Source organism: Streptococcus salivarius, assembly GCF_009738225.1.
GTDB lineage: Bacteria > Bacillota > Bacilli > Lactobacillales > Streptococcaceae > Streptococcus.
Genome location: NZ_CP018187.1, coordinates 736,455 through 756,567, shown reverse-complemented (window position 1 = coordinate 756,567; position 20,113 = coordinate 736,455). Strand labels below are relative to the sequence as shown.

Below are 20,113 nucleotides of genomic sequence, written 5' to 3'. Positions count from 1 at the left end.
CTCCTTCGTTCCCTGAAAATGGAAAACTCTCAAACGAAAGAGGAAGGATTATTATTTTACACGGTCAGGTTCATAATCATAGAAACCTGTGTCCAAACCACGGTTGGCTGGGTGTAATTTATGAATAGCCTCATCAAAGAGGAAGGCTTGATCTTGTGAAAATTCGCCAGCCTCGATGAGGTCACGAGCCTTCACAAAATACTCAGTGATTTTTACGAAGTTTTCACCTGGGCAATAAACACCGTCCAACTTCCAGTGGTCAAAACCATGTTCAACGAGCTCTGAAAGTTTAGTCATCATATCCAAGTCATTATTGGCAAAGATATGTGTTCCATGCAAGTCTTCGTAAACTGAGTAGTGAGAATCTGGGTCACCAGGCTCAGAAAGGAAGAGGTCACGTTCTTTGGTAACAGCTTCATCCGTTTTGATAAAGTTGTAGTAGTTTTGAAGAAGCGGACGTTTAGAGTGGTGAATGATACTTGCACCGTAAACCAAAACCTCGGCTGGAATTTGAAGATTTTCAGCCATGATGAAGAGTTCCGCAGACGGAATTTCACGAGCCAAAACAGCTTCAGAAGCTCCAGCTTGTTTGCCCCAGAAATTAATCTGACGGCTAGAGGTTACCATGGTTGAAGCATCATAAATCATTTTGAAGGGACGTTTGTCACGGTTACAGATGTAGAAAACCCCTGCATCACCAACCGTGATGTAATCTGCCTTGATTTCTTCAAGAAAATCAAGGTAGTCTGGAAGAGCATCCATCATACCTTGGTGCATGAGGGCGTTAACGGCAACAGTCAATTCCTTGCCAGACTCATGTACCAGCTCTGCAATCTTTCGCATCTCTGCGAATGAAAATGGCTTAGGCAAACGAAGGCCAAAAGCTTTTTCGCCGATGTAAATACGATCTACGCCAAGTTCTAGGAGCTCACGTGCCTGCTCGTAGCTCTCAGCAGTCGCTGTAATCACTATTTTTTCCATAACTCACATTATAGCACAAATGATTTGATTTTTTTAGAATTTTTAGGTTCAAACACCCGTATCTAAATATTTTAAATTAGTTTTTAAATACTATAATTTTCACAAAAATCAAAAAAAACTTTGCAATATAAAATTTTTATGGTATTATTAATGAGATTCTAAATAGTGAAATACTGGCTAAGTATTTTAACCTACACGAAAAAGTGGTTTAGATATTTTATATAGAAAGGAGGCAGACATGGCTGACAACTTACACCGTCAATTTGATCACATTGAAGATTTCGAGACTGAGCATCCTCAAACGACGAATTATCAAGATTATCAAGGTCTAAATAGTAATAGTATTAAGCTACAAGATATGATTTTCTTTGGACGTGTCTCAAGCTTCTGTGTTTCAACAGTCCTAGTTGCCTTCCTTTTCTTAGTAGCACAGGTGGCTACCTTCTGGGCCTTCTTCTGGGCAATTACCATTAGCGTCATTGGTCAGATAGGCATTTATGTCCTAATCGAATATTATAAAGCACAAAAACGTTGACTGCTGGTCAACGTTTTTTCGTACTAAAAAAAGAAAGCCTCATGTGCTTTCTTTATTATTTTGCTTCTGCTGCTTCTTCAGAGATATCTTTAATATCAATGACGATATCATCAACGATAGCTTTTGTTTCTGCTTCAACATCCGCTTGTTCAGGAGTTACTTGAGCTGTTTTCTCCTTGATAAGTTCAAAGCTTTCTTTTGCAAAGTCAGCAACTTGAGCTGTTTTTTCTTGAACGGTTTTTGTCAAATCATCTGCAGTGATGTCGCCGTTTTCAAATTTTGTTTTGTAGTCTTGGAAAGTATCGACTGCCAAATCTTTGTAGTCGCTAGCTTTTTCCACTACTTGATTTTGATAAGCTTTAGGATCTTCTTTGAATGAAGCGATTTCTTCATCGATACGTGATTTAACAGCTTTACCTTTTTCAGTTGTAAAGAAGTAAGCTGCTGCAGCTCCAGAAGCTGCACCAATGATTAGGGTGTTTAAAAATTTACTCATGAAAAGACCTCCTTATTTTTTCTTGTCTTTTTTACCAAATAGTTTTGAAGCAACTTTACCGATAGCAAAGGCTGAACCCGCCTTACCGACACTTGCTCCTGCTGCACTTGCTTTAGCACCGAGGTAACGAGCTTCAGTATTCAAGTCAGAAACACTCTCTGAAAGCTCAGCTACTGCTACAAAGAGAGGATCGATTGTTTGAACTTTTTCATTAACATCTTCAACCAAGACGTTTGCCTTAGCCAAGATTTCATTTGTTTGATGAAGGGTTACATTAATGTCTGTACGAAGCACAGCAACTGTTTCTTCAACTTCTTTGACCACATGACGTGTACGAAGTAGGGTAGGGATCAATGCAATGAGGAACGCAGCAAGTGCGATTGCGATAATAAGAAATGCAATTTCTGCCATAGTTTAGGACTCCTTTGACCTTTTTAAAAGGTCGCTACAAGAAAACTGAAGTAAAATCTCCAGTTTCCAGTGACCTTTGTTATGATAATTTTCATTATATTATAACAAAGTCTGAGCTATATGACTAGTTTTTCATTTTATAATCTGCCTCTGGACGTTGCTTTCGCAAATATAGTAAGATAGCACCCAAGATGATAATGGCGATGCTGACCCATTGAGAAACACGCAAGCCAGCAAACATGAGGCTATCGGTACGCATGCCTTCAATGACAAAACGTCCAAGACCATACCAGATAAGGTAAAATGAGGTCACATCTCCTTGACGCAGTTTCTTATTAAAGCGTCTTAGTCCTAGGATAATGATAAATCCGACCAAGTTCCAGAGACTTTCGTAAAGAAAGGTCGGTACACGATAACTACCATCAATGTACATCTGCTGGCGAATAAATTCTGGGACATAATTCAGATGACTAACTGCTTTTCCGTAGGCCTCCTGGTTAATAAAGTTTCCCCAGCGACCGATACTCTGAGCAATCATAACGCCCGGTGCTGCGATATCTAGAAAATCCAAGACAGCAATGGCATGACGTTTAGCAAACCAATAGAGGACAGCTGCTCCAGCAATCAAGCCACCATAGATGGCAATCCCACCATTCCAAATCGCAAAAATTTCCGAAGGATTTTGACTGTAGTAAGACCACTGGAAAATCACATAGTAGAGCCTAGCACCTACAATGGCTATAGGAAAAGCAAGAAGAATAAAATCTAGGATGTTTTCAGGGTCGATACCCTTTTCGGGAGCCCACCGCTGAGCCAGATAAACGGCAAGTAATAGACCAGATACGATACAGATGGCATACCAATGAATACTAATGGGACCAAGTCTTAGAGCAATAGGATCAATAGTAGCTAACATTAGTCTTCACCATTCTTACTAATGAGGTTGGTCAAACGTTCCTCAAAGGTTTTGGTTGCATCAAATCCCATTTGCTTAGCACGATAGTTCATGGCTGCAGCTTCGATAACGACTGATACGTTACGGCCTGTCTTAACAGGAATGCGGACACGTGGAATCTTAACGCCTTGCAATTCAATTTCTTCATTCCCATTTCCAAGACGATCAAAGGCCTTACCGTCTTCAAAATTTTCAAGATAGATGGCCAACTGAACTTGAGATGAATTACGGACAGCACTGGCTCCATAAAGACTCATAACGTCAATGATACCAACCCCACGGATTTCAAGAAGATGGCGAAGAATTTCTGCAGGTTCTCCCCAGAGAGTTTCCTCATCCTTAGCATAGACATCCACACGGTCGTCAGCGACAAGGCGGTGACCACGTTTGACTAGCTCGAGCCCTGTTTCACTCTTACCAATACCAGAGTCACCCTGGATGAGAACACCCATGCCGTAGATATCAACCAAAACACCATGAACACTGGTACGTTCTGCCAACTGTGCATTGAGGTACCAAGACATATCACCTGAAAGAGATGATGTGCCGTTACGGCCTTGAAGAACCACAACGCCATTTTCTTTAGCTGCTCGATACAGCTCCTCAGGGATATCAAGCCCACGCGCTACGATAACAGCTGGGGTTTCTTCTTTGAACATGTTTTTGAAAACAGAGTAACGGTTGTGATCAGTCAAGGTTTTAAGGTAGGACCACTCCTTCATCCCAACCAATTGAATACGCTCCGGTGAATAATAGTCAAAATAACCTGTCATTTCTAAACCAGGACGAGAGATATCAGCAGTTGTTATCGGTTTTGCCAAAAGCTCCTTATTCCCATAGACAACCTTGAGTTTAAGCCTGTCAACCAACATTTTAACGGTTACTGTCATGTTATTTCCTCCGATTATTTACTAGTTTCATTGTATCATAAAAAGGTTTTCAATGCGGCTCTCAAAGCAAAAAAGACCTATGACTAGCACTAAGGCCAATCATAGGTTAATGTCTATTAACAATTACTTACCAATTCCACTCATCTTCAACAGGTTCAGCGTTTTTACGTTTGCGTCCATCCTTGAGTTTGATTTCGGGATAAATATCTTCTTTGTAAGGAAGGAGAAAGGCTAAAACCAAGTATAGGAAGATTCCAAACTGCGTCGAAACCATGAGAATAATAGCCAAAATACGAGCTAGAGCTAGGTCCCAGCCAAACTTATCTGCCAAACCTGCAACAACACCGGCGACGAGTCTATTTTTTCGTGTCTTATAAAAACGATTTGACATGGTCTTCCTCTCCCATCATTTCTTTGATTTAATTATATGATTTTTTTAGACTAAAAAAATCAGCCCTAGGACTGATTTAGAAAAATGAGTTTGCCTCGGCACAAACCGCAGCCAAATTTCCGTGTATTGACACGGCGTTTGCGACGGTAGGTATGACCACAAGATTGACACTGATAGAGATAATCATTTTCTTCTTGGCCTTGCATCTTTGGAGCGTATCTAAGGCCGTCAACCTTGGCTAGTAAATCCTTAAAATCTCTATCCGCATGCTTATAGCCCTTCCCTTGAAAATAAAGGTGGTAATGACAGAGTTCGTGGCGGACGATTTTTCGAAAGGTTTCAAGTCCGTGTTCCTCATAGAGTTTTGGATTAAAATCTAAGTGTCCATCCTTGGGAAAGAACCGACCTCCAGTGGTTCGGAGACGCTTCTTCCACAAGGCTTGATGCTTAAATTCCCAGCCAAAATCTTCTATAGAAACAGTCTTAACATAATCAGTTAGATTCACGTGGATTCACCAAGGAGAGGTTGAGTTTTTCATGCTCCAAATCAACTTTTGATACCCACACGGTAACCAAATCCCCAACAGAAACGACCTGACTTGGGTGGTTAACAAAGCTCTTGCTCATCTCAGATATATGGATAAGGCCATCCTCATGGACACCGATATCCACAAAGGCACCAAAGTCCACAACATTTCGGACTGTCCCTTCAAGTTTTTGTCCTACTGACAAGTCTTTGAGTTCAAGAACATCCTGACGAAGCACTGGTGCTTCAAAATCATCACGGAGGTCACGACCTGGTTTCAAAAGGTCAGCAATGATATCTTTAAGGGTTTCCTGTCCAAGCCCTAGCTCTTCTGCTGTTTCTTTAAGATTAAGAGCCTTCAATTTCTTTTTGGCAGAGTCGTCCAAATCTGTGATATCCAACTGCTTGAAGAGGTCTTTTACCGCTGGGTAAGACTCTGGGTGGACCCCTGTATTATCCAAGATATTCTTGGCATTTGGGATACGGAGGAAACCAGCTGCTTGTTCGAAGGCTTTGGCACCGAGACGTGGGACCTTTTTGATTTCAGCACGTGATACAATCTCACCATTTTCCTCACGGTAGGCAACGATATTTTCAGAAATGGTCTTATTGAGTCCTGACACGTGTGACAAGAGGGTACTACTTGCCGTATTGACATTGACACCGACTTGGTTAACCACGGTATCAACAACGAAATCAAGATTTTCAGACAGTTTCTTCTGGCTAACATCGTGCTGGTATTGGCCTACTCCGATTGATTTAGGGTCAATCTTAACCAACTCGGCCAATGGGTCTTGGAGACGACGGGCAATAGAAATGGCAGAGCGTTTTTCGACCGTCAAATCTGGAAACTCATGGCGAGCCAACTCTGATGCAGAGTAGACAGAGGCACCACTTTCATTGACAATGACATAAGAAGTTTCTGGGAAATCCTTGAGGACTTCTGCCACAAAAGCTTCACTTTCACGGCTTGCTGTTCCATTACCGATCGCAATAATCTCAATGGCATACTTTTTGATGAGGTCAGCCAAGTCTTTTTTAGCCTGTGCGATTTTAGCCTGACTTGCTGGAGCTACTGGATAGATAACTTGCGTTGTAATGAGCTTACCAGTTTGGTCAACCACGGCCAACTTAGCCCCTGTACGAAAGGCTGGGTCAAAACCAAGTACCATCTTGCCTTTAAGTGGCGATACTAGAAGGAGGCTTCGAAGATTTTGAGAGAAAAGTTGAATAGCACCATCTTCTGCTGCTTCAGTCAATTCGCTTCGGATACGACGCTCCATAGCTGGAATGATTTTCTTCTTGAGAGATTGATTGATAACTTCCTCGATATAGTCATTTTTTTGTTTGAAACGAGCACTGTAGAAACGGTGCATTTTCTCAAGATTGTGCTTAAAACTTACCTTAATAACGCCTAGTTTCTCACCACGGTTAAGAGCTAACGTACGGTAACCTTGAAGTTTAGACACCTTATCCTCAAAATCATAGTAAATCTTGAAAATTTCTTTTTCATCCAGCGATTGATCCTTGAGGGTTGAAGTGATGTCACTGTTGTTCCAGATTTCGTTGTAGGTCCAAGAGCGCAAGCTATTGTCCTCAGAAAAGGCCTCAACCAAAATATCCACAGCACCCGCAAGAGCCTTATCAGCTGTTGGAAAGGCTTCAGATGTCAGCTTTTCAGCTTCAGACTTGAGGTTGGGACTATTTTGCAAGATAAGACGTGCCAAGGGGAAAAGACCTGCTTCACGGGCAATAGTCGCTTTGGTGCGGCGTTTTTCCTTATAGGGAAGGTAGAGTTCTTCCACGTCTGCCAACTTTTCAGCCGCTTCAATGGCTGCCTTGAGTTGGTCAGTCAATTTACCCTGAGCCTCAATCTTGGCCAGAACTGTTTCCTTACGGTCTTGAAGAGCCGTCAAGGACTTGTCCATATCAATGATGGCCTTGATTTGCGTTTCATCCAGATTGCCTGTTTTTTCCTTACGGTAACGGGCAATGAAAGGAATGGTATTGCCTTCTGCGGTCAATTCCAAAACTGTTTCAACTTGTTGTTTTTTTAGGCCCAATTCCTGAGCCAATGTCTTTAGATTACGATTTTCCATAAGTTCTATTATACCACGATAGGAGATTTGCTTGGGTAGAAAACCTTGTAGCTGAAGCGAGAATTTTTAAGCAAGAGGTAGTATAATAGAAAGGTAAACCTATTGTTAGGGGCTATTTCTTTCGGAAAATAGATGCATCTTCCTAGAAGCAGAGCTTCTTCGGCCGATGCCCTAATTTTCTCTTAGAAATGACGCCCTTAGTATCTTATTTTAACTCGGAGGCTTTTTATGGCGGTTATTCAGAAAAAAACAAATGAACTTGAAAGCATGATGGCATCTTTTGCGGCTATCCCTGATTTTGAGAAGGCGGGAACTGATCCTAAGAAGGACAAACGTCTTCAAGAAGATAAGAAGAAATAATAGTTATGGCTATTTTTCATCAACTACCAGATAGCGTTTTGCAGCTTCTGGCAGTTTTTCTATCTATTATTATCGAAGCCCTGCCCTTTGTTTTGTTGGGAAGTATTCTGTCTGGCTTTATCGAAGTCTTCGTGACTCCTGAAAAGGTCCAAAACTTCCTGCCGAAAAACAAGGTCCTGGCTATTCTCTTTGGAACTCTAATTGGTTTTATTTTCCCTTCTTGTGAGTGTGGGATTGTTCCCATTATCACGCGCTTTTTAGAGAAAAAAGTGCCTAGCTACACGGCTATTCCTTTCATGGCAACTGCTCCTATCATTAATCCAGTCGTTCTCTTTGCGACCTATACGGCCTTTGGGAACTCTTGGTACTACGTGATTTTACGTTTCCTTGGGGCTTTCTTGATTGCCATGATTTTGGGAATCTTGCTTGGCTTTGTGGTGGATGACCAGATTCTTAAGGATAATCGTAAGGTCAGTCATGTGCACGACTATAGTGGTTTGTCAGCTGGTAAGAAAGTTTTTCAAGCCTTGATTCATGCGGTAGATGAATTTTTCGACACTGGGCGTTACCTGATTTTCGGGAGCCTGGTGGCCGCAGGGATGCAGACCTACCTACCTACCCGTATTCTTACGACAATCGGGCACAATTCGGTGACAGCCATCCTCATCATGATGCTTTTAGCCTTTATCCTCTCGCTTTGTTCTGAGGCAGATGCCTTTATCGGAGCTTCGCTACTCTCTAGCTTTGGAGTAGCACCAACAGTGGCCTTTCTTATCATTGGTCCTATGGTTGATATCAAGAACCTAATCATGATGAAACACCAGTTTAAGACACGCTTTGTTGGTCTCTTCGTAGGAACCGCAAGTCTGGTGACAATCATTTACTGTCTGGTATTGGGGGTGATTTAATGTTACGTTTTCTCATCTTATCTGGGTATTTTGAGCTGGTTATGTACTTGCAAGTTTCTGGCAAGCTCAACCAGTACATTAATATCCACTACTCCTACTTGGCCTACATTTCCATGGTGCTTTCCTTTATCCTCGCCGTGGTTCAACTCATTGTTTGGATGAAGCAGATGAAGGTTCACTCGCATTTGTCAGGTCGAGTAGCCAAGGTAGCCAGCATCGTTCTCTTGGCCTTTCCAGTCCTTACGGGGCTCTTGGTGCCAACAGTAACCTTGGATGCCAATACCGTATCAGCAAAGGGGTATCATTTTCCACTGGCGGCAGGGAGTGATCCTAATCAGGCCGACCAAGAGGGAACGACCATCCAGTACTTGAAGCCGGACACTAGCTCCTACTTCACCTCCTCTGCTTATGAGAAGGAGATGACCAAGGAACTAGCCAAGTACAAGGGACGTGAGACCATCCAGATTACCACGGAAAATTACATGGAAGTCATGGAGCTCATCTACCTCTATCCTAACGATTTCGTGGGCAAGAAGGTCACCTATACCGGCTTTGTTTACAATGACCCACAGACCAAGGGTTATCAGTTCATCTTCCGTTTCGGTATTATCCACTGTATCGCCGATTCAGGTGTTTACGGACTGGCGACGAGAGGAAGTGACCAAACCTTCAAGGATAATACCTGGGTAAAAGTCACTGGTACCATCACTGTGGATTATTATCAAAATCTTAAACAGAGCCTCCCTATCCTCAATTTGACTGAGGTTAAAGAGGTCGGTCAGCCTGACAATCCCTATGTTTATCGCGTATTTTAAAAAGCCAAGTTCAGTTGAACTGGCTTTTTCTTCTTGTGCTAAATGAAATTTTCTAGGCTTCTTTTGCCAAGGCTACTGCTTTTTCAAGGGCTTGGTCCGTCGACTCGCAGATATTATCTGGACCGATAGTCTGGATGAAGCCTGATTTTTCGAGAACTCGGTAGGGTTGGGCGTTAACGTGAGAAAGAAGCAAGGTCATGCCACGTTTTTGGCAGATAGCAAGCGTTTCCTCAAGAGCATCCAGACCAGAGATATCCATGGCTGGAACGTTTCGCATGCGTAGGATAAGGACATTCTTACCATCGTCATTGATAACATTCAAGAAATTATTGGCTGCACCAAAGAAGAGGGCACCGAAGATTTCATATACGACTGCATTTTTAGGGACTTGTTTCAAGTCGCTGTCCTCAGACAAAACTGGATCGTCCAGATTTTCCTTGTCTACCCACTGACGAATTTGAGCTACGTCCGACATCCGTTTGAGGAAGAGGAAGGCTGCCAGAACCATACCGAATTCAATGGCAATCACTAAGTCAAAGAAAACGGTTAAGATAAAGGTTACGATAAGGACTGCTAGGTCACTCTTAGGGGCACGTTGGATTATACGAACGACAGTACGCCAACCGCTCATGTTATAACCGACAATCATTAGGATTGAGGCCAAACAGGTCATAGGAATCAATGAGGCATAAGGCATGAGAAAGAGTAAAATTAGAAGCAAGGTAAGGGCATGAACCATCCCCGCTACTGGTGTCCGTCCTCCATTTTTGACATTGGCTGCGGTACGGGCGATGGCACCCGTTGCAGGAATCCCGCCAAAGAGGGCTGACATGATATTCCCAACACCTTGGCCAATCAATTCAGCATTAGAGCGATGATTACCACCAATCATCCCGTCTGAAACAACGCAAGAAAGTAGGGATTCAATGGCTGCTAGTATGGCAATGGTGAAGGCTGGCGACATCATTTGACGAATCAAAGAAAATGATAGGTCAGGAACTGTGAAACTTGGAAGTCCTGCTTTGATGGTGTAAAGATCACCGATGGTTTTGACTGGGAGATGACCAAAAGCTACGATGGCTGTGGTCACAATAATTGCAACCAAAGACCCCGGAATTTTCTGAGAAAGGCGTGGCCAAAAGATTTGAATGACTAGGGCCAAGATACCAATTGCAAGTGTCGGCCAGCTAATACTTGAAAGATGCTTCCCATAAGCTAGAAGTTTTTCTAAGAACTCAGCTGGCACGGACTTCATCTCAAGGCCCAGGAAATCTTTAACCTGTCCAGCCATAATCCCAACAGCTATCCCCAAGGTAAAACCAAGTGTGATGGTTTTGGGAATGAACTTAATCAGGTCTCCAAAACGCAGGAGCCCCATGATAATAAGCATGAGTCCCGCCATGAGCGTGGCAAGGGTCAAACCAGCCATACCATACTGGGCGATGATGCCATAGATGATGACAACGAAGGCTGCGGTAGGTCCACCAATCTGAACCCGACTACCTCCTAAAAAGGAAATAAAAAAGCCTGCAACAACTGCTGTATAAAGACCTTGTTCGGGATTAACACCAGAGGCAATCGCTAGAGCAATCGACAAGGGGAGAGCAATGATAGCCACGATGACTCCTGCGATTAAGTCCTTAAGAAACTGGCCCTTAGAATAATTCCTGATGGTAGTGAAAAATTTGGGTGTGATATATTTTAAAGCGTCCATTTTTTCCTCCTAACTACTGTCCTAAAACTCTTTAACTCAGTGAAATAACTCTTTCTCAATGAGTGTCAGACGCTTATCAATTTTACAATCTTATGATAGCATAGGAAAAGCTCATTTTCTAGGGGATTGAGGGATTTAAAGCTATTATTTCAAGAATTTTTTAACTTTCTTAGTTTAGAAGTGAAGGTATCAAAAAACAAGTCCAGACTATGGACTTGTTTTGAAAGATTCATTATGGACTACCAACTTGTTGGCAAGGAAATCGGAATGTTAAGTTTAACCTTCATCTTGCTATTGGTCACAGAGGCTTGCTCAATTTCATAGCCGATTTCTGGAAGCTTGAGCTGAATTTGGTCGTTAACCATGCGAATACCACTGCTGGACTGGGCAATGCTCTTCTTGAGGTAAGGCAGAACCAGTGATTTTGGAACTGGAAGGCGACCCAGGTGGGCACCTGCCAAGTCTAGTAGGATGACTTCCTTGTTAGTGCTGACCGTAAAATCAAGGCTAAATGTTGATCCGATAGGCCCAAGAGATACGGGAACCTTAGCTGTTAGATAGGAATCATTCAACTCTACGCTACTGTTTTGCAAGGTCTCGTCATTAGAATCAGCCATGCTTGCTTTTAGGATTTGACGAAACTGATTACTGTCAAGATTAATCTCAGTTGAAACCCCGCCTGATGAAAGGGACGCCCCACCAATACCAGCCTGTGCTAAATCAGCAAGGGATGTTTGTGTTGATACATTTTTTAATTGGTCCTGACTGTCGATCTTGTCCGGAATAAGTAGAGCCGCCACTGCAAAAAAGAGCACAATGACGAGGACAATGAGTCGTTTAAACCATTTCCACATAGGGATACCTCATTTCAATTTTTCACTTTTGACGTCTATTGTACTGTAATCAAGGGAAAAAAGCGAGTAAGAACTGGAAATTCTCTCATATTTTCTTAATGCAGGAGATATGGCTCCAGAACTTCAAAGACTTTTAAGTAAGCATTGGCATAAAGGTGGACGCCGTCATAGGTGTGCTCAGCCTTCTGCTCTTTTCTATCATCAACCAAATCAGCATTACAATTAATGAAGTGGCAGCCATAGGTTTTGGCAATTTCCTCAAGAGCCTGGTTACAGCGGTCAAGATTTTCAGGAGTCCGCAGTTTCATCCACTGAATTGAAGCCTTGGTCTGCCAAGGCAGATGAAGATTGGCTGGGTAAAAAGCCATCAGGTAAATCTTGGTATGGGGCAATATAGCTAGTGTTTGCTCCAGAATTTGGCTGATATTTGCCGTCATATGTTGGAACCACTGATCTCCATAAGGCTCCTCGGTCATGTCATTGGTACCGATATTGATGAAAACCTTACTCGGTTGCAGATCCAAAAGTAGAGGATGGATATGCTGGAGAAATTCATCCGTATTCAAACCACTGATGCCCCGATTGTAGATGATATCGTCGATACCTCTACTCCTAGCGATTTCACAAATGGGAAAAAGCTCCATGAGAGAGGAGCCCGTGAAAAGCGTCTCCCCCTTGATAGCGACCTCATTTAGGTACTGATAGTTTTTAAGTTTGATATCTTTTAATTCATCCATGATAACTTTCTTCTATATAATTTTATCTAAATGAGAGAGAAGGCAAAGAGCAACCCTACAACCGTATTGGCCAAGGCGTGGATAAAGACACTAGGAAGAATGGACCCATTTGCTTTCTTCTCATTGATAGTACCCAAAACGTAAGCTATGAGACTGATAAAGACCAAAATGGCAAAAGCCCTAAGGTAACCAGTTAGTTGGATAAACATATACCCATGGATGAGCCCAAATAAGAGAGACTGAACCAGATTTGCTCCTAGAAATCCTAATTTACCTTGCAACCTTTTCAACAGAAAACCTCTAAAGAAGATTTCTTCTGGCAAGGCAGTCCCTAAGATAGCGTATGCCAAGATAGCAGGAAGAGCTCCAATTCCCTTTCCAGAAAAATCTGTTGTGGCCGTTTGGCTAGAGTCAAACCAACTAAAGACCACAATCGAAAAAAGAAGAAAAAGTAGACTAATACCCAAAATGGTCAGTAATAATTGCCTCTTCTTCTGACTCTCAACTTTCTTCAACCCAATCCAGTCAAAGAAACCGACCTTTTTCCTGCTCCAAATTAACCAAGTGATAAAAGGAATGACAGAGACTATGAGCAGTTCCATAATACCGCTCATCAGTTTAGACATAAATAGGGTCATGAGTTTGTCCTCCATTTCTAATCAAAAGACAGCTTCGTTCTTTTGAAAACGATTACCTTTACACCTTGATTATACTACTTTTAGGGGAAGAAAAAGCCCATTTTCACCAGTCTTGCCACGTTTCTTTGGCACGAATCACACGGCCTTGCTTATAGTCAATATGGTAAACACGCCAACCACCAATCCAATCGTCCTTCAGCTTGTACTCAACACTTCCTTGAAGATCACTCCCCTTGCCCAAGAGTTTCTCAACTTCTTTTCTCGTCATGCCCTCAAGCTGATACTGCCGGTGAAAACTCCACATGAGTTTGTGTCGCATAGGAGCTGGTGTTTGAGCCCATTTTTCAGGAGTAAAAATCCGGTCACGAGGGACAATGATTGCAAAATGAACCAGACAAATGATTTCAATAATTAAGCAAAAGCCTTTTAGTCTCTTACGTCTGGTTTCTGGGGTAAGATATGCCATAGGACTACCTTACTTTCTCTTGCTTCCAATGGTCGTCCAAAATCACTGTGTGCTCTTTCGAAAAGCGAATAAGGATGTCTCTGGCAACTTGTTGGGATACACGCGCGACATTGGTCAATTCTAATCCTAGCTCAGGTGTGTCGTGTTCCAAGCGATACTTGTCATCCTCGGATTCAACAAAGATAAAACTCATTGACCCTTTTTCGCTATAAGTGAGATAGAGACTATCGTAGGATACTGGAAGTTGCGCCAAGGCATCCCAGATATCACTGTCACTTGGGTTTGTAATCGTCGCATAGTCTACCTGATCAGCTGTCGAAATACGCATGACAAGGCCTTCTGCTGCTTTCTTTTTAGGTGCAAGCCACTTAAACAAATGCATCGTTTTCCTCCTTTAGATGATGATTCCTTTTTGCTTGAGATTGTCCAGACATTCCTGTAAATAGGCAGTATCATGCTCTGGGTAAATGATGACTGGTAGCTTCTCCACTTCAATCTTATCGTAGGCTGGCATCTGCCTGCCTCGATACTCCTTGTCCAACCACTCTGGGCTGACACGATAGCCACGTTCCGCCATTTCTTGCATAATAAGCTCATGGTATTTAAACAAGCGATACGGTGAATAATCAAAAACATAGTTAACCGTCGCATGTTTGCGTTGCCATCCCTTACCACGAAGGGCGCAACATTCTCGGTGCTGCCCTAATAATTGCTGACGGGGTAGTTTTGCAATCAACTCTTGATGCCACAGTCTCATTTTGAACCCCCATTAATTAAGGTTGACTCCTCCAGATAGCGATTAGGATACTTGCTGAGGAGCTCTTTGACAGATTCCACTAAACCATGCTGAGGAATTTGGCCTGCTGCATAGCTATCTAACTGAGCCATAAACTTTTCCTTCTCACTAGTGGTTGCTTTTTTCTTAAAATACCCCCAGATATGTTGGAAAGCATTGACGACCTGACCAGGATTTTCAGGAAGGTCCAGGGCTTGATCAATGTAGGCCTGAACCTGATCCAAACTAACCTCATCATTCTTGAGATAGTTACGGATTTCTAAGTAAATCTTGTTTGAATGGCTGAGCACCAGGTACTTATTGGCTGCCCAAAGTCGCTCGCACTGGCGACGTGGATTGGTAGTTGTCATTAGGAACCTTCCTTGATTGCTTTTTATCAGTATAGCATAGTTTAAATGGGGATAATAGATTATGCCTTTGAGAATTTGAAGAGTGATTTCCAACTATTTTCAGAAAAGGGCTTTTGCTTGGTTTGCTTGTAAGCGTTTGCTATACTTAAGGTATCAAAGAAAGGAGACAAAGCCTATGACATTGTCCAAAAAACTCACACTTTCTCTTGCCTCTATGGCAGTTCTTGGTCTTTTAGCAGCCTGCTCAAACCAGAAAGCTCAAACACCTGAAAGCTCTGCTAGCACCCAACAAAGTTCAAGTAAGGTTTCATCTTCACAAAGTTCTGAAGTTTCTAAACAGACTGAAGGGCTAGATGGCACCTATAAAGGAACTGATGAAAATAATCGTATTACTCTTACCATCTCTGGAAATACTGGAACTTGGGAAGAGGACGAAGCAGATGGCGAGAAGGAAAGCAAGTCTGTAACAGTTAACCCTGACAATCAAAGTCTAACGATTGGTGATGATACCAAATTCTACAAACTCGACGGTAATCAGCTGACTATTGAAGATGATGACCATGATCCAAATGATACGGTTGTCTTGACGAAATAATATGAAAACCTTAGCCAAACCACTCTCTGGAATTTAGCTAAGGTTTTTTATGTTATACTATAGGCAGAAAGAAAACGAATACAAACAGGAGGTTGACGATGACTCAAAGAAGATTATGGGTGACGCTATTTGTTATATCGATTATTGTAACTCTTATTGGACTGGGATTTTCTGTCTATAACTATTATGTCTTTGATAAACCCTTTATGACCACGACTACAAAAGGTTTACTATCAGCCTTTTTCCTGTGTTCGACAATGGTTGCCATCACCCTATCCAAATCAAGTAAGAAGTAAAGATATGAAAGAGGTATAAGTTTGTAAACTTATACCTCTTTTGATACAACATTACTTAATCTTGTGTTTATTCATTTTTTCTTCAAAGATGCCTGTCATGATTTTACTCAACTCTTGGCATTCTTTTTCAACCTTTTGATGATGAAATGTATCCTTGGCCAAACGAGTCATCTCCTAAAAATGAAACTGTGTCATTATATCAACTGATAGGAATGAAAAGCTTCCACTGAAATTCAGTGGGAGGTTCAACTCTAATTCTATGATTTTCGTACCGCCACCAGCCAAGAGGCTAGTAGGATTTCGCAAATAACCAGAAGGATAATCTGGGTAAGAGAGCTCTGAACCAGCATAAGGACAGCCAGACTATCGATCAGCATATGGGCAAGGATACAAGGAGCAGCTCCTTTCGAATACTCTTTGAGAGCTCCAAATAGAAAAGTATTTCCTAAGATCATCAGGTAAAAAATGAGATAGTTGGAGGAACCTGCTGTAATCCAAGGGAGTTGATAGATAGGGATATGCCAGAGGAACCAGATAATGGAAAGAACCATCATTTTAGTTATAAAGTGCTTGCTAAAGGAAAGATGCTCTTGTAAAAACCAACGCCAACCTACTTCTTCCAGACCTCCATATAAAAAGGTCCAGGGAAAATATAGTAAGAAGGCCAAGAGGGTGTTCCCAGTATAGCTAACATTCCTGAGAAAGAATGAGGTTCCATAGTAGATGACTGGAATGAAGAGAGCTAGAATCCAGGACAGGGGAATTTCTTTTTGAAGAAAGACCTTTTTGAAGAATTCACCCAAGGATTTGACTTCACTCAACACAAGAGAAAAGACAGCCGCCATAATCAGGGGAACACAGTTCATTAGGATAAACAGTATTGAGGCACCCAGACTACGCCTGTCTGGGAAACACCATAGGATAACTTGCCCTACTATATATGTAGCAAAGAGGGCAGACAGTACATACCAGATAGCGACTGATTGTTTTGAAATAATTTTGCTCATTTTTTCTCCGTAACGGGATGGTAAAATTGACAGTATCTCTTTTTTATGGAAGGTTGATTCGTAATTGTAGAAATAAACACATTGTCTTTAAAAATCTTATTTAATCTTGTGTTTATTCATTTTTTCTTCAAAGATGCCTGACATGATTTTACGGAGCTCTTCTCTCTCTTTTTCAGGAAGGTCCCCTTGGCGCTTAGCCGCTGCATAAAGTTCAGGATATTGCTTGGCTACACGCTCGACTGTCTTAGTCGTCGCATGCCCTCTGACAAAGAAAGGAATGCGTTTAATCCATTCTTGTGGTACGAGAGCGAGTAACTTCTTAGCCGCTTCCTTATCAGAAATCTCAGCTGTGCTCAAACCTTTTTCGATTTGCTTTTGTTCTTGTTCTGTAAAATCTTTTAATTCCATAACTTGCTCCTCTTTATCTTTATATAGTAAATTTTACACCCATGCATGAGAATATACAACTGATTGAGATGGGATGTTGCTAGCTGTGAACAATAATAGAATTAGGAAAATCATGATTTCTTTTTTTCTAAAATACCGTACAAAAAGATCTGATGAATTTGCTCAACCTCTGTCTCTAAATTGTCACTATGGGCTAATTGATTTCCCATACCATTAAGAGCATCTATGACATTTAAGATAAGCTCTGTCGATAGGTCTTCAGCAATAAGGCCCTCTGCTTTTCCGAGATGAATATAAGCACGATAGATGTCACGTTTTTTGCAGTGATTGCTTTCGTTAGGAGAGTTGAGAAAACAGAATCTTCCACCATTTTATCTTGAAAATAGTCCGAGATTTGCTGACTCATTTTCTCCTGACATATGGCAAAAGCATGGTCTAATTTTGTTTTAAAATCTAGATTGCTATTTAAAATGTCCTCAGCTTGTTGGGTTATTTCTTCAAACAAGTCATTAACACAGAGAGTTACCAAGTTATCTTTGCTCCCGAAATAATTGTAGATAGAAACAGGAGATACTTCTGCTACCTCTGCAATAGATTTTATACTCGTTTGTTTAAAGCCCTTGTCTTTAAACAAACGCAAAGCTGCTTGAATAATCGCTTGCTTCTTTTTCTCAGTCGTCTTTTGATATTGATTCATGTGAATACCTCTGTTATTACCAATTGTAGCATAAGTTTGAAATATATGAGTATATATTTCATTTTTCCTTGCTATTCTTACTAGCTTTCTCTATAATAAAGTTTGAATTTAAACCATCTATATTTCAAACTTTATTTTCAAAAATGGGAGGGAACATGCTCATTCAATATCTTATAAAGCAATCTAGAAATCCGAGTGGTCTTGTTGGCCGAGTGATTACCAACATCTGGTCGTCCTATTTTAAGGAACTCAGCCTTTGGGCAATAAAACAAACCACTATCCCTAACAATAGTCGTATTTTAGAAGTCGGTTATGGCGGTGGTAGCACTATCAAAAACCTACTTGCTTTAGATAAAAATCTTGACATTCATGGCATTGATATTTCCAAGGAGTCTTATCAAACTGCTAAACGGATGCTTTTAAAGTCAATAGAAAATGATAGTGTCCAGCTGATGGTTGGCAATGTCGAAAACCTCCCCTACCAAAATCATTATTTTGATCTTGTCTTTGCCATTCAGACTCATATTTTCTGGAAAGATTTAAAACAAAGCTTTCAGGAAATCTATCGAGTCATGTCCAATCATTCTACTCTGATTATTGCTTCCGAAAAAGAAAAAATTAAGTATCATATGACAGATTATGGAACAAGTTCTGAATTGAGTCAGTTATTAACAAGTATTAGCTTTTCAAAGATTGAAGAAAGGCAAAATCACAAATGGGTTTTGTATATTGTTATTAAAAGACATTAGGAAATTGATAGACAAATTCCCACTTGACTTAAGAAAGGCTCTCCCCTTAGCAACACGAAAAGAGAAGACTAAGTTAGTCTTCTCTTTGTGTAAGCTTTACGCTAGCTATTGAGCTAGGCAAGGTTAGCAAAAAACTTTATATTTTAACTTATAATATGTCTATTAGTTGATAATCTTAACCTTGCAAAATTTAAATCCACTAGAAGATAAGGAGATAAGGATCTTCAAGATAAGATATAACTTGTGCTAAAAATTCAGCTGCTGGAAGGCCATCGATGACTTGATGGTCGAAGCTCAGACTCAATGGAAGATAGTCTTTTTGAACAACCTCTCCCTCCTCATTAAATGCCAAAGCTTGTTGAGTTGCTCCTACTCCAAGAATTGCCACCTCTGGGGAGTTAAGGATTGGTGTGAAGTATTCTACACCTGGCCCCCCTAGGTTCGTAATTGAGAAAGTAGAACCACTATATAGGTCAGATGGAAGTGTACCTTTTCGAGCTTGATTAGCCAGAGTCTTAATGCTTTGACCAAGATCTGCTAAAGTCATACGGTCTGCGTCTCGAATCACAGGGACAACCAAACCATCATCCAAAGCTGTTGCCATACCAATATGAATGCTTTCTTGAATCTGATGAATTCCGCCGCCATACCAAGCATTCAAAGCTGGAAAATCTCTCAAAGCTTTGGTTACTGCTTTAGTTAATAGAGTTGTGATACCTAGTTCACCATTTTCAAGTGGAGTATGGACCTTGGCCTTAAGTTCTTTACGGAATTTCAAAAGCTCAGTTAAATCAGCCTTACGATGAAGTGTCACTTGAGCAGAAGAATGAAGACTGTTCATCATACGTTCGGCAATAATCTTACGCATGCCTTGGAGTCCCTCACCATATTGACCTGAGGTCATATCTTGTGGTAGAGGTTCAACGACCTTATCAACAACAAGACTTGGTTGGTAAGCTTCTACATCACGTCTTGTAATACGACCATTTCCACCTGTCCCTTTAATAAGTGAGATATCATAGCCTTTCTCAGCAGCCATCTTACGAGCCACCGGTGTAATGAAAATTCGTTCCCCACCAGTACGAGCTATAAGTGCTGTAGTAGATTTAGGACTAGACGGTGTTGAATCTTTAGCGACTTCAGTTGGAGTTTCCTCTTGTGCAGTATCCTCTTGGGTTCCTACATCCTCTCCTTCCTGACCAACCCATCCAACGACTTCCTTACATTTAACTGTAACACCTTCACCATGCACAATGTCTAGAACAACCCCAGAAGCAGGGGATTCGACTTCACTAGTCAATTTTTCAGAACTAATTTCCAATAAAGGCTGACCACTTGTTACTGTATCACCAACTTGGACCAACCACTTTTGAATGAGTCCTTCAGTCATGGTTAGGCCGAGCTTGGGCATTAAAATTTCTGTTGCCATAAGCGCCCTC

Annotated in this window: 26 protein-coding genes and 1 pseudogene; 7 read left to right on the top strand and 20 right to left on the bottom strand. The window is 41.4% G+C overall.

Annotated features, from left to right (window positions below; translation table 11 throughout):
* Positions 1–51: 51 nt before the first annotated feature.
* The gene (locus tag BSR19_RS03905) at positions 52–981 is read right to left on the bottom strand and encodes a peptidase U32 family protein (RefSeq protein WP_041826657.1); all 930 of its coding nucleotides are present in this window, start codon (positions 979–981) and stop codon (positions 52–54) included.
* A 238-nt stretch (positions 982–1,219) separates the two neighbouring features.
* Here BSR19_RS03905 and BSR19_RS03900 point away from each other — a divergent pair, with 238 nt between their 5' ends.
* A complete protein-coding gene (locus tag BSR19_RS03900; RefSeq protein WP_073686240.1) occupies positions 1,220–1,516 on the top strand; it encodes a DUF3270 domain-containing protein in 297 nt (98 codons plus the stop codon).
* 55 nt (positions 1,517–1,571) lie between these two features.
* Here the strand turns inward: BSR19_RS03900 and BSR19_RS03895 are convergent, their stop codons facing one another.
* From BSR19_RS03895 to BSR19_RS03865, 7 genes are all read right to left on the bottom strand, one after another.
* Positions 1,572–2,012, bottom strand: a complete 441-nt coding sequence (locus BSR19_RS03895; protein WP_156246606.1) for a YtxH domain-containing protein — start codon at positions 2,010–2,012, stop codon at positions 1,572–1,574.
* A 12-nt stretch (positions 2,013–2,024) separates the two neighbouring features.
* A complete protein-coding gene (locus BSR19_RS03890) occupies positions 2,025–2,423 on the bottom strand; it encodes a DUF948 domain-containing protein (protein ID WP_002885965.1) in 399 nt (132 codons plus the stop codon).
* Between the two features lie 124 nt (positions 2,424–2,547).
* Positions 2,548–3,339: a prolipoprotein diacylglyceryl transferase gene (lgt, locus tag BSR19_RS03885; protein WP_156246605.1), complete on the bottom strand. Its 792-nt coding sequence runs from the start codon at positions 3,337–3,339 to the stop codon at positions 2,548–2,550.
* Positions 3,339–4,268, bottom strand: coding sequence for an HPr(Ser) kinase/phosphatase (hprK, locus tag BSR19_RS03880; RefSeq protein ID WP_156246604.1), 930 nt, complete (start codon positions 4,266–4,268; stop codon positions 3,339–3,341). The genes lgt and hprK overlap by 1 nt, the downstream gene beginning before the upstream one ends.
* Before the next feature lie 127 nt (positions 4,269–4,395).
* Positions 4,396–4,659, bottom strand: a complete 264-nt coding sequence (locus BSR19_RS03875; protein WP_002885986.1) for a PspC domain-containing protein — start codon at positions 4,657–4,659, stop codon at positions 4,396–4,398.
* 65 nt (positions 4,660–4,724) lie between these two features.
* Positions 4,725–5,165, bottom strand: a complete 441-nt coding sequence (locus tag BSR19_RS03870) for a SprT family protein (RefSeq protein WP_084869092.1) — start codon at positions 5,163–5,165, stop codon at positions 4,725–4,727.
* Positions 5,152–7,284, bottom strand: coding sequence for a Tex family protein (locus BSR19_RS03865; protein ID WP_084869091.1), 2,133 nt, complete (start codon positions 7,282–7,284; stop codon positions 5,152–5,154). Before BSR19_RS03865 ends, BSR19_RS03870 begins: the two co-directional genes overlap by 14 nt.
* A 228-nt stretch (positions 7,285–7,512) precedes the next feature.
* Here BSR19_RS03865 and BSR19_RS11800 point away from each other — a divergent pair, with 228 nt between their 5' ends.
* Genes BSR19_RS11800 through BSR19_RS03855 form a run of 3 tightly spaced genes read left to right on the top strand, consistent with a single transcriptional unit; the run spans position 7,513 to position 9,367 of the window.
* On the top strand, positions 7,513–7,644 hold the full coding sequence (locus BSR19_RS11800; protein ID WP_002885949.1) for an SPJ_0845 family protein: 132 nt from the start codon (positions 7,513–7,515) through the stop codon (positions 7,642–7,644).
* 5 nt (positions 7,645–7,649) lie between these two features.
* Positions 7,650–8,552, top strand: a complete 903-nt coding sequence (locus BSR19_RS03860) for a permease (RefSeq protein WP_038675700.1) — start codon at positions 7,650–7,652, stop codon at positions 8,550–8,552.
* A complete protein-coding gene (locus BSR19_RS03855; RefSeq protein ID WP_014634199.1) occupies positions 8,552–9,367 on the top strand; it encodes a TIGR03943 family putative permease subunit in 816 nt (271 codons plus the stop codon). Before BSR19_RS03860 ends, BSR19_RS03855 begins: the two co-directional genes overlap by 1 nt.
* Before the next feature lie 52 nt (positions 9,368–9,419).
* On the opposite strand, the gene BSR19_RS03850 is transcribed toward BSR19_RS03855, so the two are convergent.
* The 8 genes from BSR19_RS03850 to BSR19_RS03815 form a co-directional block, all read right to left on the bottom strand.
* Positions 9,420–11,081 carry a SulP family inorganic anion transporter gene (locus BSR19_RS03850; RefSeq protein WP_156246603.1) on the bottom strand — a complete coding sequence of 554 codons (1,662 nt, stop codon included), beginning with the start codon at positions 11,079–11,081 and terminating at the stop codon, positions 9,420–9,422.
* Positions 11,082–11,320: 239 nt separating this feature from the next.
* Entirely contained in the window at positions 11,321–11,935 is a 615-nt protein-coding gene (locus BSR19_RS03845) for a hypothetical protein (protein WP_014634193.1), read from the bottom strand.
* Positions 11,936–12,030: 95 nt separating this feature from the next.
* Positions 12,031–12,672, bottom strand: a complete 642-nt coding sequence (locus BSR19_RS03840; protein WP_038675697.1) for a GDSL-type esterase/lipase family protein — start codon at positions 12,670–12,672, stop codon at positions 12,031–12,033.
* Positions 12,673–12,698: 26 nt separating this feature from the next.
* Positions 12,699–13,310 (bottom strand): CPBP family intramembrane glutamic endopeptidase, encoded by a 612-nt coding sequence (locus BSR19_RS03835; RefSeq protein WP_156246602.1) that lies wholly within the window; start codon positions 13,308–13,310, stop codon positions 12,699–12,701.
* A 103-nt stretch (positions 13,311–13,413) separates the two neighbouring features.
* Entirely contained in the window at positions 13,414–13,776 is a 363-nt protein-coding gene (locus BSR19_RS03830) for a hypothetical protein (RefSeq protein ID WP_156246601.1), read from the bottom strand.
* Between the two features lie 4 nt (positions 13,777–13,780).
* Positions 13,781–14,158: a hypothetical protein gene (locus tag BSR19_RS03825; protein WP_060972784.1), complete on the bottom strand. Its 378-nt coding sequence runs from the start codon at positions 14,156–14,158 to the stop codon at positions 13,781–13,783.
* Between the two features lie 12 nt (positions 14,159–14,170).
* A complete protein-coding gene (locus BSR19_RS03820) occupies positions 14,171–14,533 on the bottom strand; it encodes a TIGR02328 family protein (RefSeq protein WP_070476439.1) in 363 nt (120 codons plus the stop codon).
* The gene (locus BSR19_RS03815; protein ID WP_060972385.1) at positions 14,530–14,922 is read right to left on the bottom strand and encodes a YbgA family protein; all 393 of its coding nucleotides are present in this window, start codon (positions 14,920–14,922) and stop codon (positions 14,530–14,532) included. The genes BSR19_RS03820 and BSR19_RS03815 overlap by 4 nt, the downstream gene beginning before the upstream one ends.
* Before the next feature lie 175 nt (positions 14,923–15,097).
* Here BSR19_RS03815 and BSR19_RS03810 point away from each other — a divergent pair, with 175 nt between their 5' ends.
* Complete coding sequence (locus BSR19_RS03810) at positions 15,098–15,517, top strand: SP_0198 family lipoprotein (RefSeq protein ID WP_156246600.1); 420 nt, start codon at positions 15,098–15,100, stop codon at positions 15,515–15,517.
* 98 nt (positions 15,518–15,615) lie between these two features.
* On the top strand, positions 15,616–15,813 hold the full coding sequence (locus tag BSR19_RS03805; RefSeq protein ID WP_110980840.1) for a bacteriocin immunity protein: 198 nt from the start codon (positions 15,616–15,618) through the stop codon (positions 15,811–15,813).
* Positions 15,814–16,070: 257 nt separating this feature from the next.
* Here the strand turns inward: BSR19_RS03805 and BSR19_RS03800 are convergent, their stop codons facing one another.
* From BSR19_RS03800 to BSR19_RS03790, 3 genes and pseudogenes are all read right to left on the bottom strand, one after another.
* A complete protein-coding gene (locus tag BSR19_RS03800; protein ID WP_156246599.1) occupies positions 16,071–16,820 on the bottom strand; it encodes a CPBP family intramembrane glutamic endopeptidase in 750 nt (249 codons plus the stop codon).
* Positions 16,821–16,916: 96 nt separating this feature from the next.
* Positions 16,917–17,228, bottom strand: coding sequence for a hypothetical protein (locus BSR19_RS03795; protein WP_064523345.1), 312 nt, complete (start codon positions 17,226–17,228; stop codon positions 16,917–16,919).
* Positions 17,229–17,338: 110 nt separating this feature from the next.
* Positions 17,339–17,925: pseudogene (locus BSR19_RS03790) on the bottom strand (TetR/AcrR family transcriptional regulator).
* A 155-nt stretch (positions 17,926–18,080) separates the two neighbouring features.
* On the opposite strand from BSR19_RS03790, the gene BSR19_RS03785 reads away from it, so the two are divergent.
* Positions 18,081–18,674, top strand: a complete 594-nt coding sequence (locus BSR19_RS03785) for a class I SAM-dependent methyltransferase (RefSeq protein WP_156246598.1) — start codon at positions 18,081–18,083, stop codon at positions 18,672–18,674.
* Between the two features lie 199 nt (positions 18,675–18,873).
* On the opposite strand, the gene BSR19_RS03780 is transcribed toward BSR19_RS03785, so the two are convergent.
* Positions 18,874–20,103, bottom strand: coding sequence for a dihydrolipoamide acetyltransferase family protein (locus tag BSR19_RS03780; RefSeq protein WP_156246597.1), 1,230 nt, complete (start codon positions 20,101–20,103; stop codon positions 18,874–18,876).
* Positions 20,104–20,113 lie beyond the last annotated feature (10 nt).

Bases quoted from the DNA above. Each gene is read 5' to 3' on its own strand.
- BSR19_RS03860 (WP_038675700.1), top strand. From the start codon at position 7,650: ATGGCTATTTTTCATCAACTACCAGATAGCGTTTTGCAGCTTCTGGCA.
- BSR19_RS03905 (WP_041826657.1), bottom strand. From the start codon at position 981: ATGGAAAAAATAGTGATTACAGCGACTGCTGAGAGCTACGAGCAGGCA.
- BSR19_RS03835 (WP_156246602.1), bottom strand. From the start codon at position 13,310: ATGACCCTATTTATGTCTAAACTGATGAGCGGTATTATGGAACTGCTC.
- BSR19_RS03875 (WP_002885986.1), bottom strand. From the start codon at position 4,659: ATGTCAAATCGTTTTTATAAGACACGAAAAAATAGACTCGTCGCCGGT.
- BSR19_RS03820 (WP_070476439.1), bottom strand. From the start codon at position 14,533: ATGAGACTGTGGCATCAAGAGTTGATTGCAAAACTACCCCGTCAGCAA.
- BSR19_RS03890 (WP_002885965.1), bottom strand. From the start codon at position 2,423: ATGGCAGAAATTGCATTTCTTATTATCGCAATCGCACTTGCTGCGTTC.
- BSR19_RS03840 (WP_038675697.1), bottom strand. From the start codon at position 12,672: ATGGATGAATTAAAAGATATCAAACTTAAAAACTATCAGTACCTAAAT.
- BSR19_RS11800 (WP_002885949.1), top strand. From the start codon at position 7,513: ATGGCGGTTATTCAGAAAAAAACAAATGAACTTGAAAGCATGATGGCA.
- BSR19_RS03855 (WP_014634199.1), top strand. From the start codon at position 8,552: ATGTTACGTTTTCTCATCTTATCTGGGTATTTTGAGCTGGTTATGTAC.
- BSR19_RS03895 (WP_156246606.1), bottom strand. From the start codon at position 2,012: ATGAGTAAATTTTTAAACACCCTAATCATTGGTGCAGCTTCTGGAGCT.
- hprK (WP_156246604.1), bottom strand. From the start codon at position 4,268: ATGACAGTAACCGTTAAAATGTTGGTTGACAGGCTTAAACTCAAGGTT.
- BSR19_RS03865 (WP_084869091.1), bottom strand. From the start codon at position 7,284: ATGGAAAATCGTAATCTAAAGACATTGGCTCAGGAATTGGGCCTAAAA.
- BSR19_RS03850 (WP_156246603.1), bottom strand. From the start codon at position 11,081: ATGGACGCTTTAAAATATATCACACCCAAATTTTTCACTACCATCAGG.
- BSR19_RS03825 (WP_060972784.1), bottom strand. From the start codon at position 14,158: ATGCATTTGTTTAAGTGGCTTGCACCTAAAAAGAAAGCAGCAGAAGGC.
- BSR19_RS03830 (WP_156246601.1), bottom strand. From the start codon at position 13,776: ATGGCATATCTTACCCCAGAAACCAGACGTAAGAGACTAAAAGGCTTT.
- BSR19_RS03815 (WP_060972385.1), bottom strand. From the start codon at position 14,922: ATGACAACTACCAATCCACGTCGCCAGTGCGAGCGACTTTGGGCAGCC.
- BSR19_RS03810 (WP_156246600.1), top strand. From the start codon at position 15,098: ATGACATTGTCCAAAAAACTCACACTTTCTCTTGCCTCTATGGCAGTT.
- BSR19_RS03900 (WP_073686240.1), top strand. From the start codon at position 1,220: ATGGCTGACAACTTACACCGTCAATTTGATCACATTGAAGATTTCGAG.
- BSR19_RS03845 (WP_014634193.1), bottom strand. From the start codon at position 11,935: ATGTGGAAATGGTTTAAACGACTCATTGTCCTCGTCATTGTGCTCTTT.
- BSR19_RS03805 (WP_110980840.1), top strand. From the start codon at position 15,616: ATGACTCAAAGAAGATTATGGGTGACGCTATTTGTTATATCGATTATT.
- BSR19_RS03780 (WP_156246597.1), bottom strand. From the start codon at position 20,103: ATGGCAACAGAAATTTTAATGCCCAAGCTCGGCCTAACCATGACTGAA.
- BSR19_RS03785 (WP_156246598.1), top strand. From the start codon at position 18,081: ATGCTCATTCAATATCTTATAAAGCAATCTAGAAATCCGAGTGGTCTT.
- BSR19_RS03795 (WP_064523345.1), bottom strand. From the start codon at position 17,228: ATGGAATTAAAAGATTTTACAGAACAAGAACAAAAGCAAATCGAAAAA.
- BSR19_RS03800 (WP_156246599.1), bottom strand. From the start codon at position 16,820: ATGAGCAAAATTATTTCAAAACAATCAGTCGCTATCTGGTATGTACTG.
- lgt (WP_156246605.1), bottom strand. From the start codon at position 3,339: ATGTTAGCTACTATTGATCCTATTGCTCTAAGACTTGGTCCCATTAGT.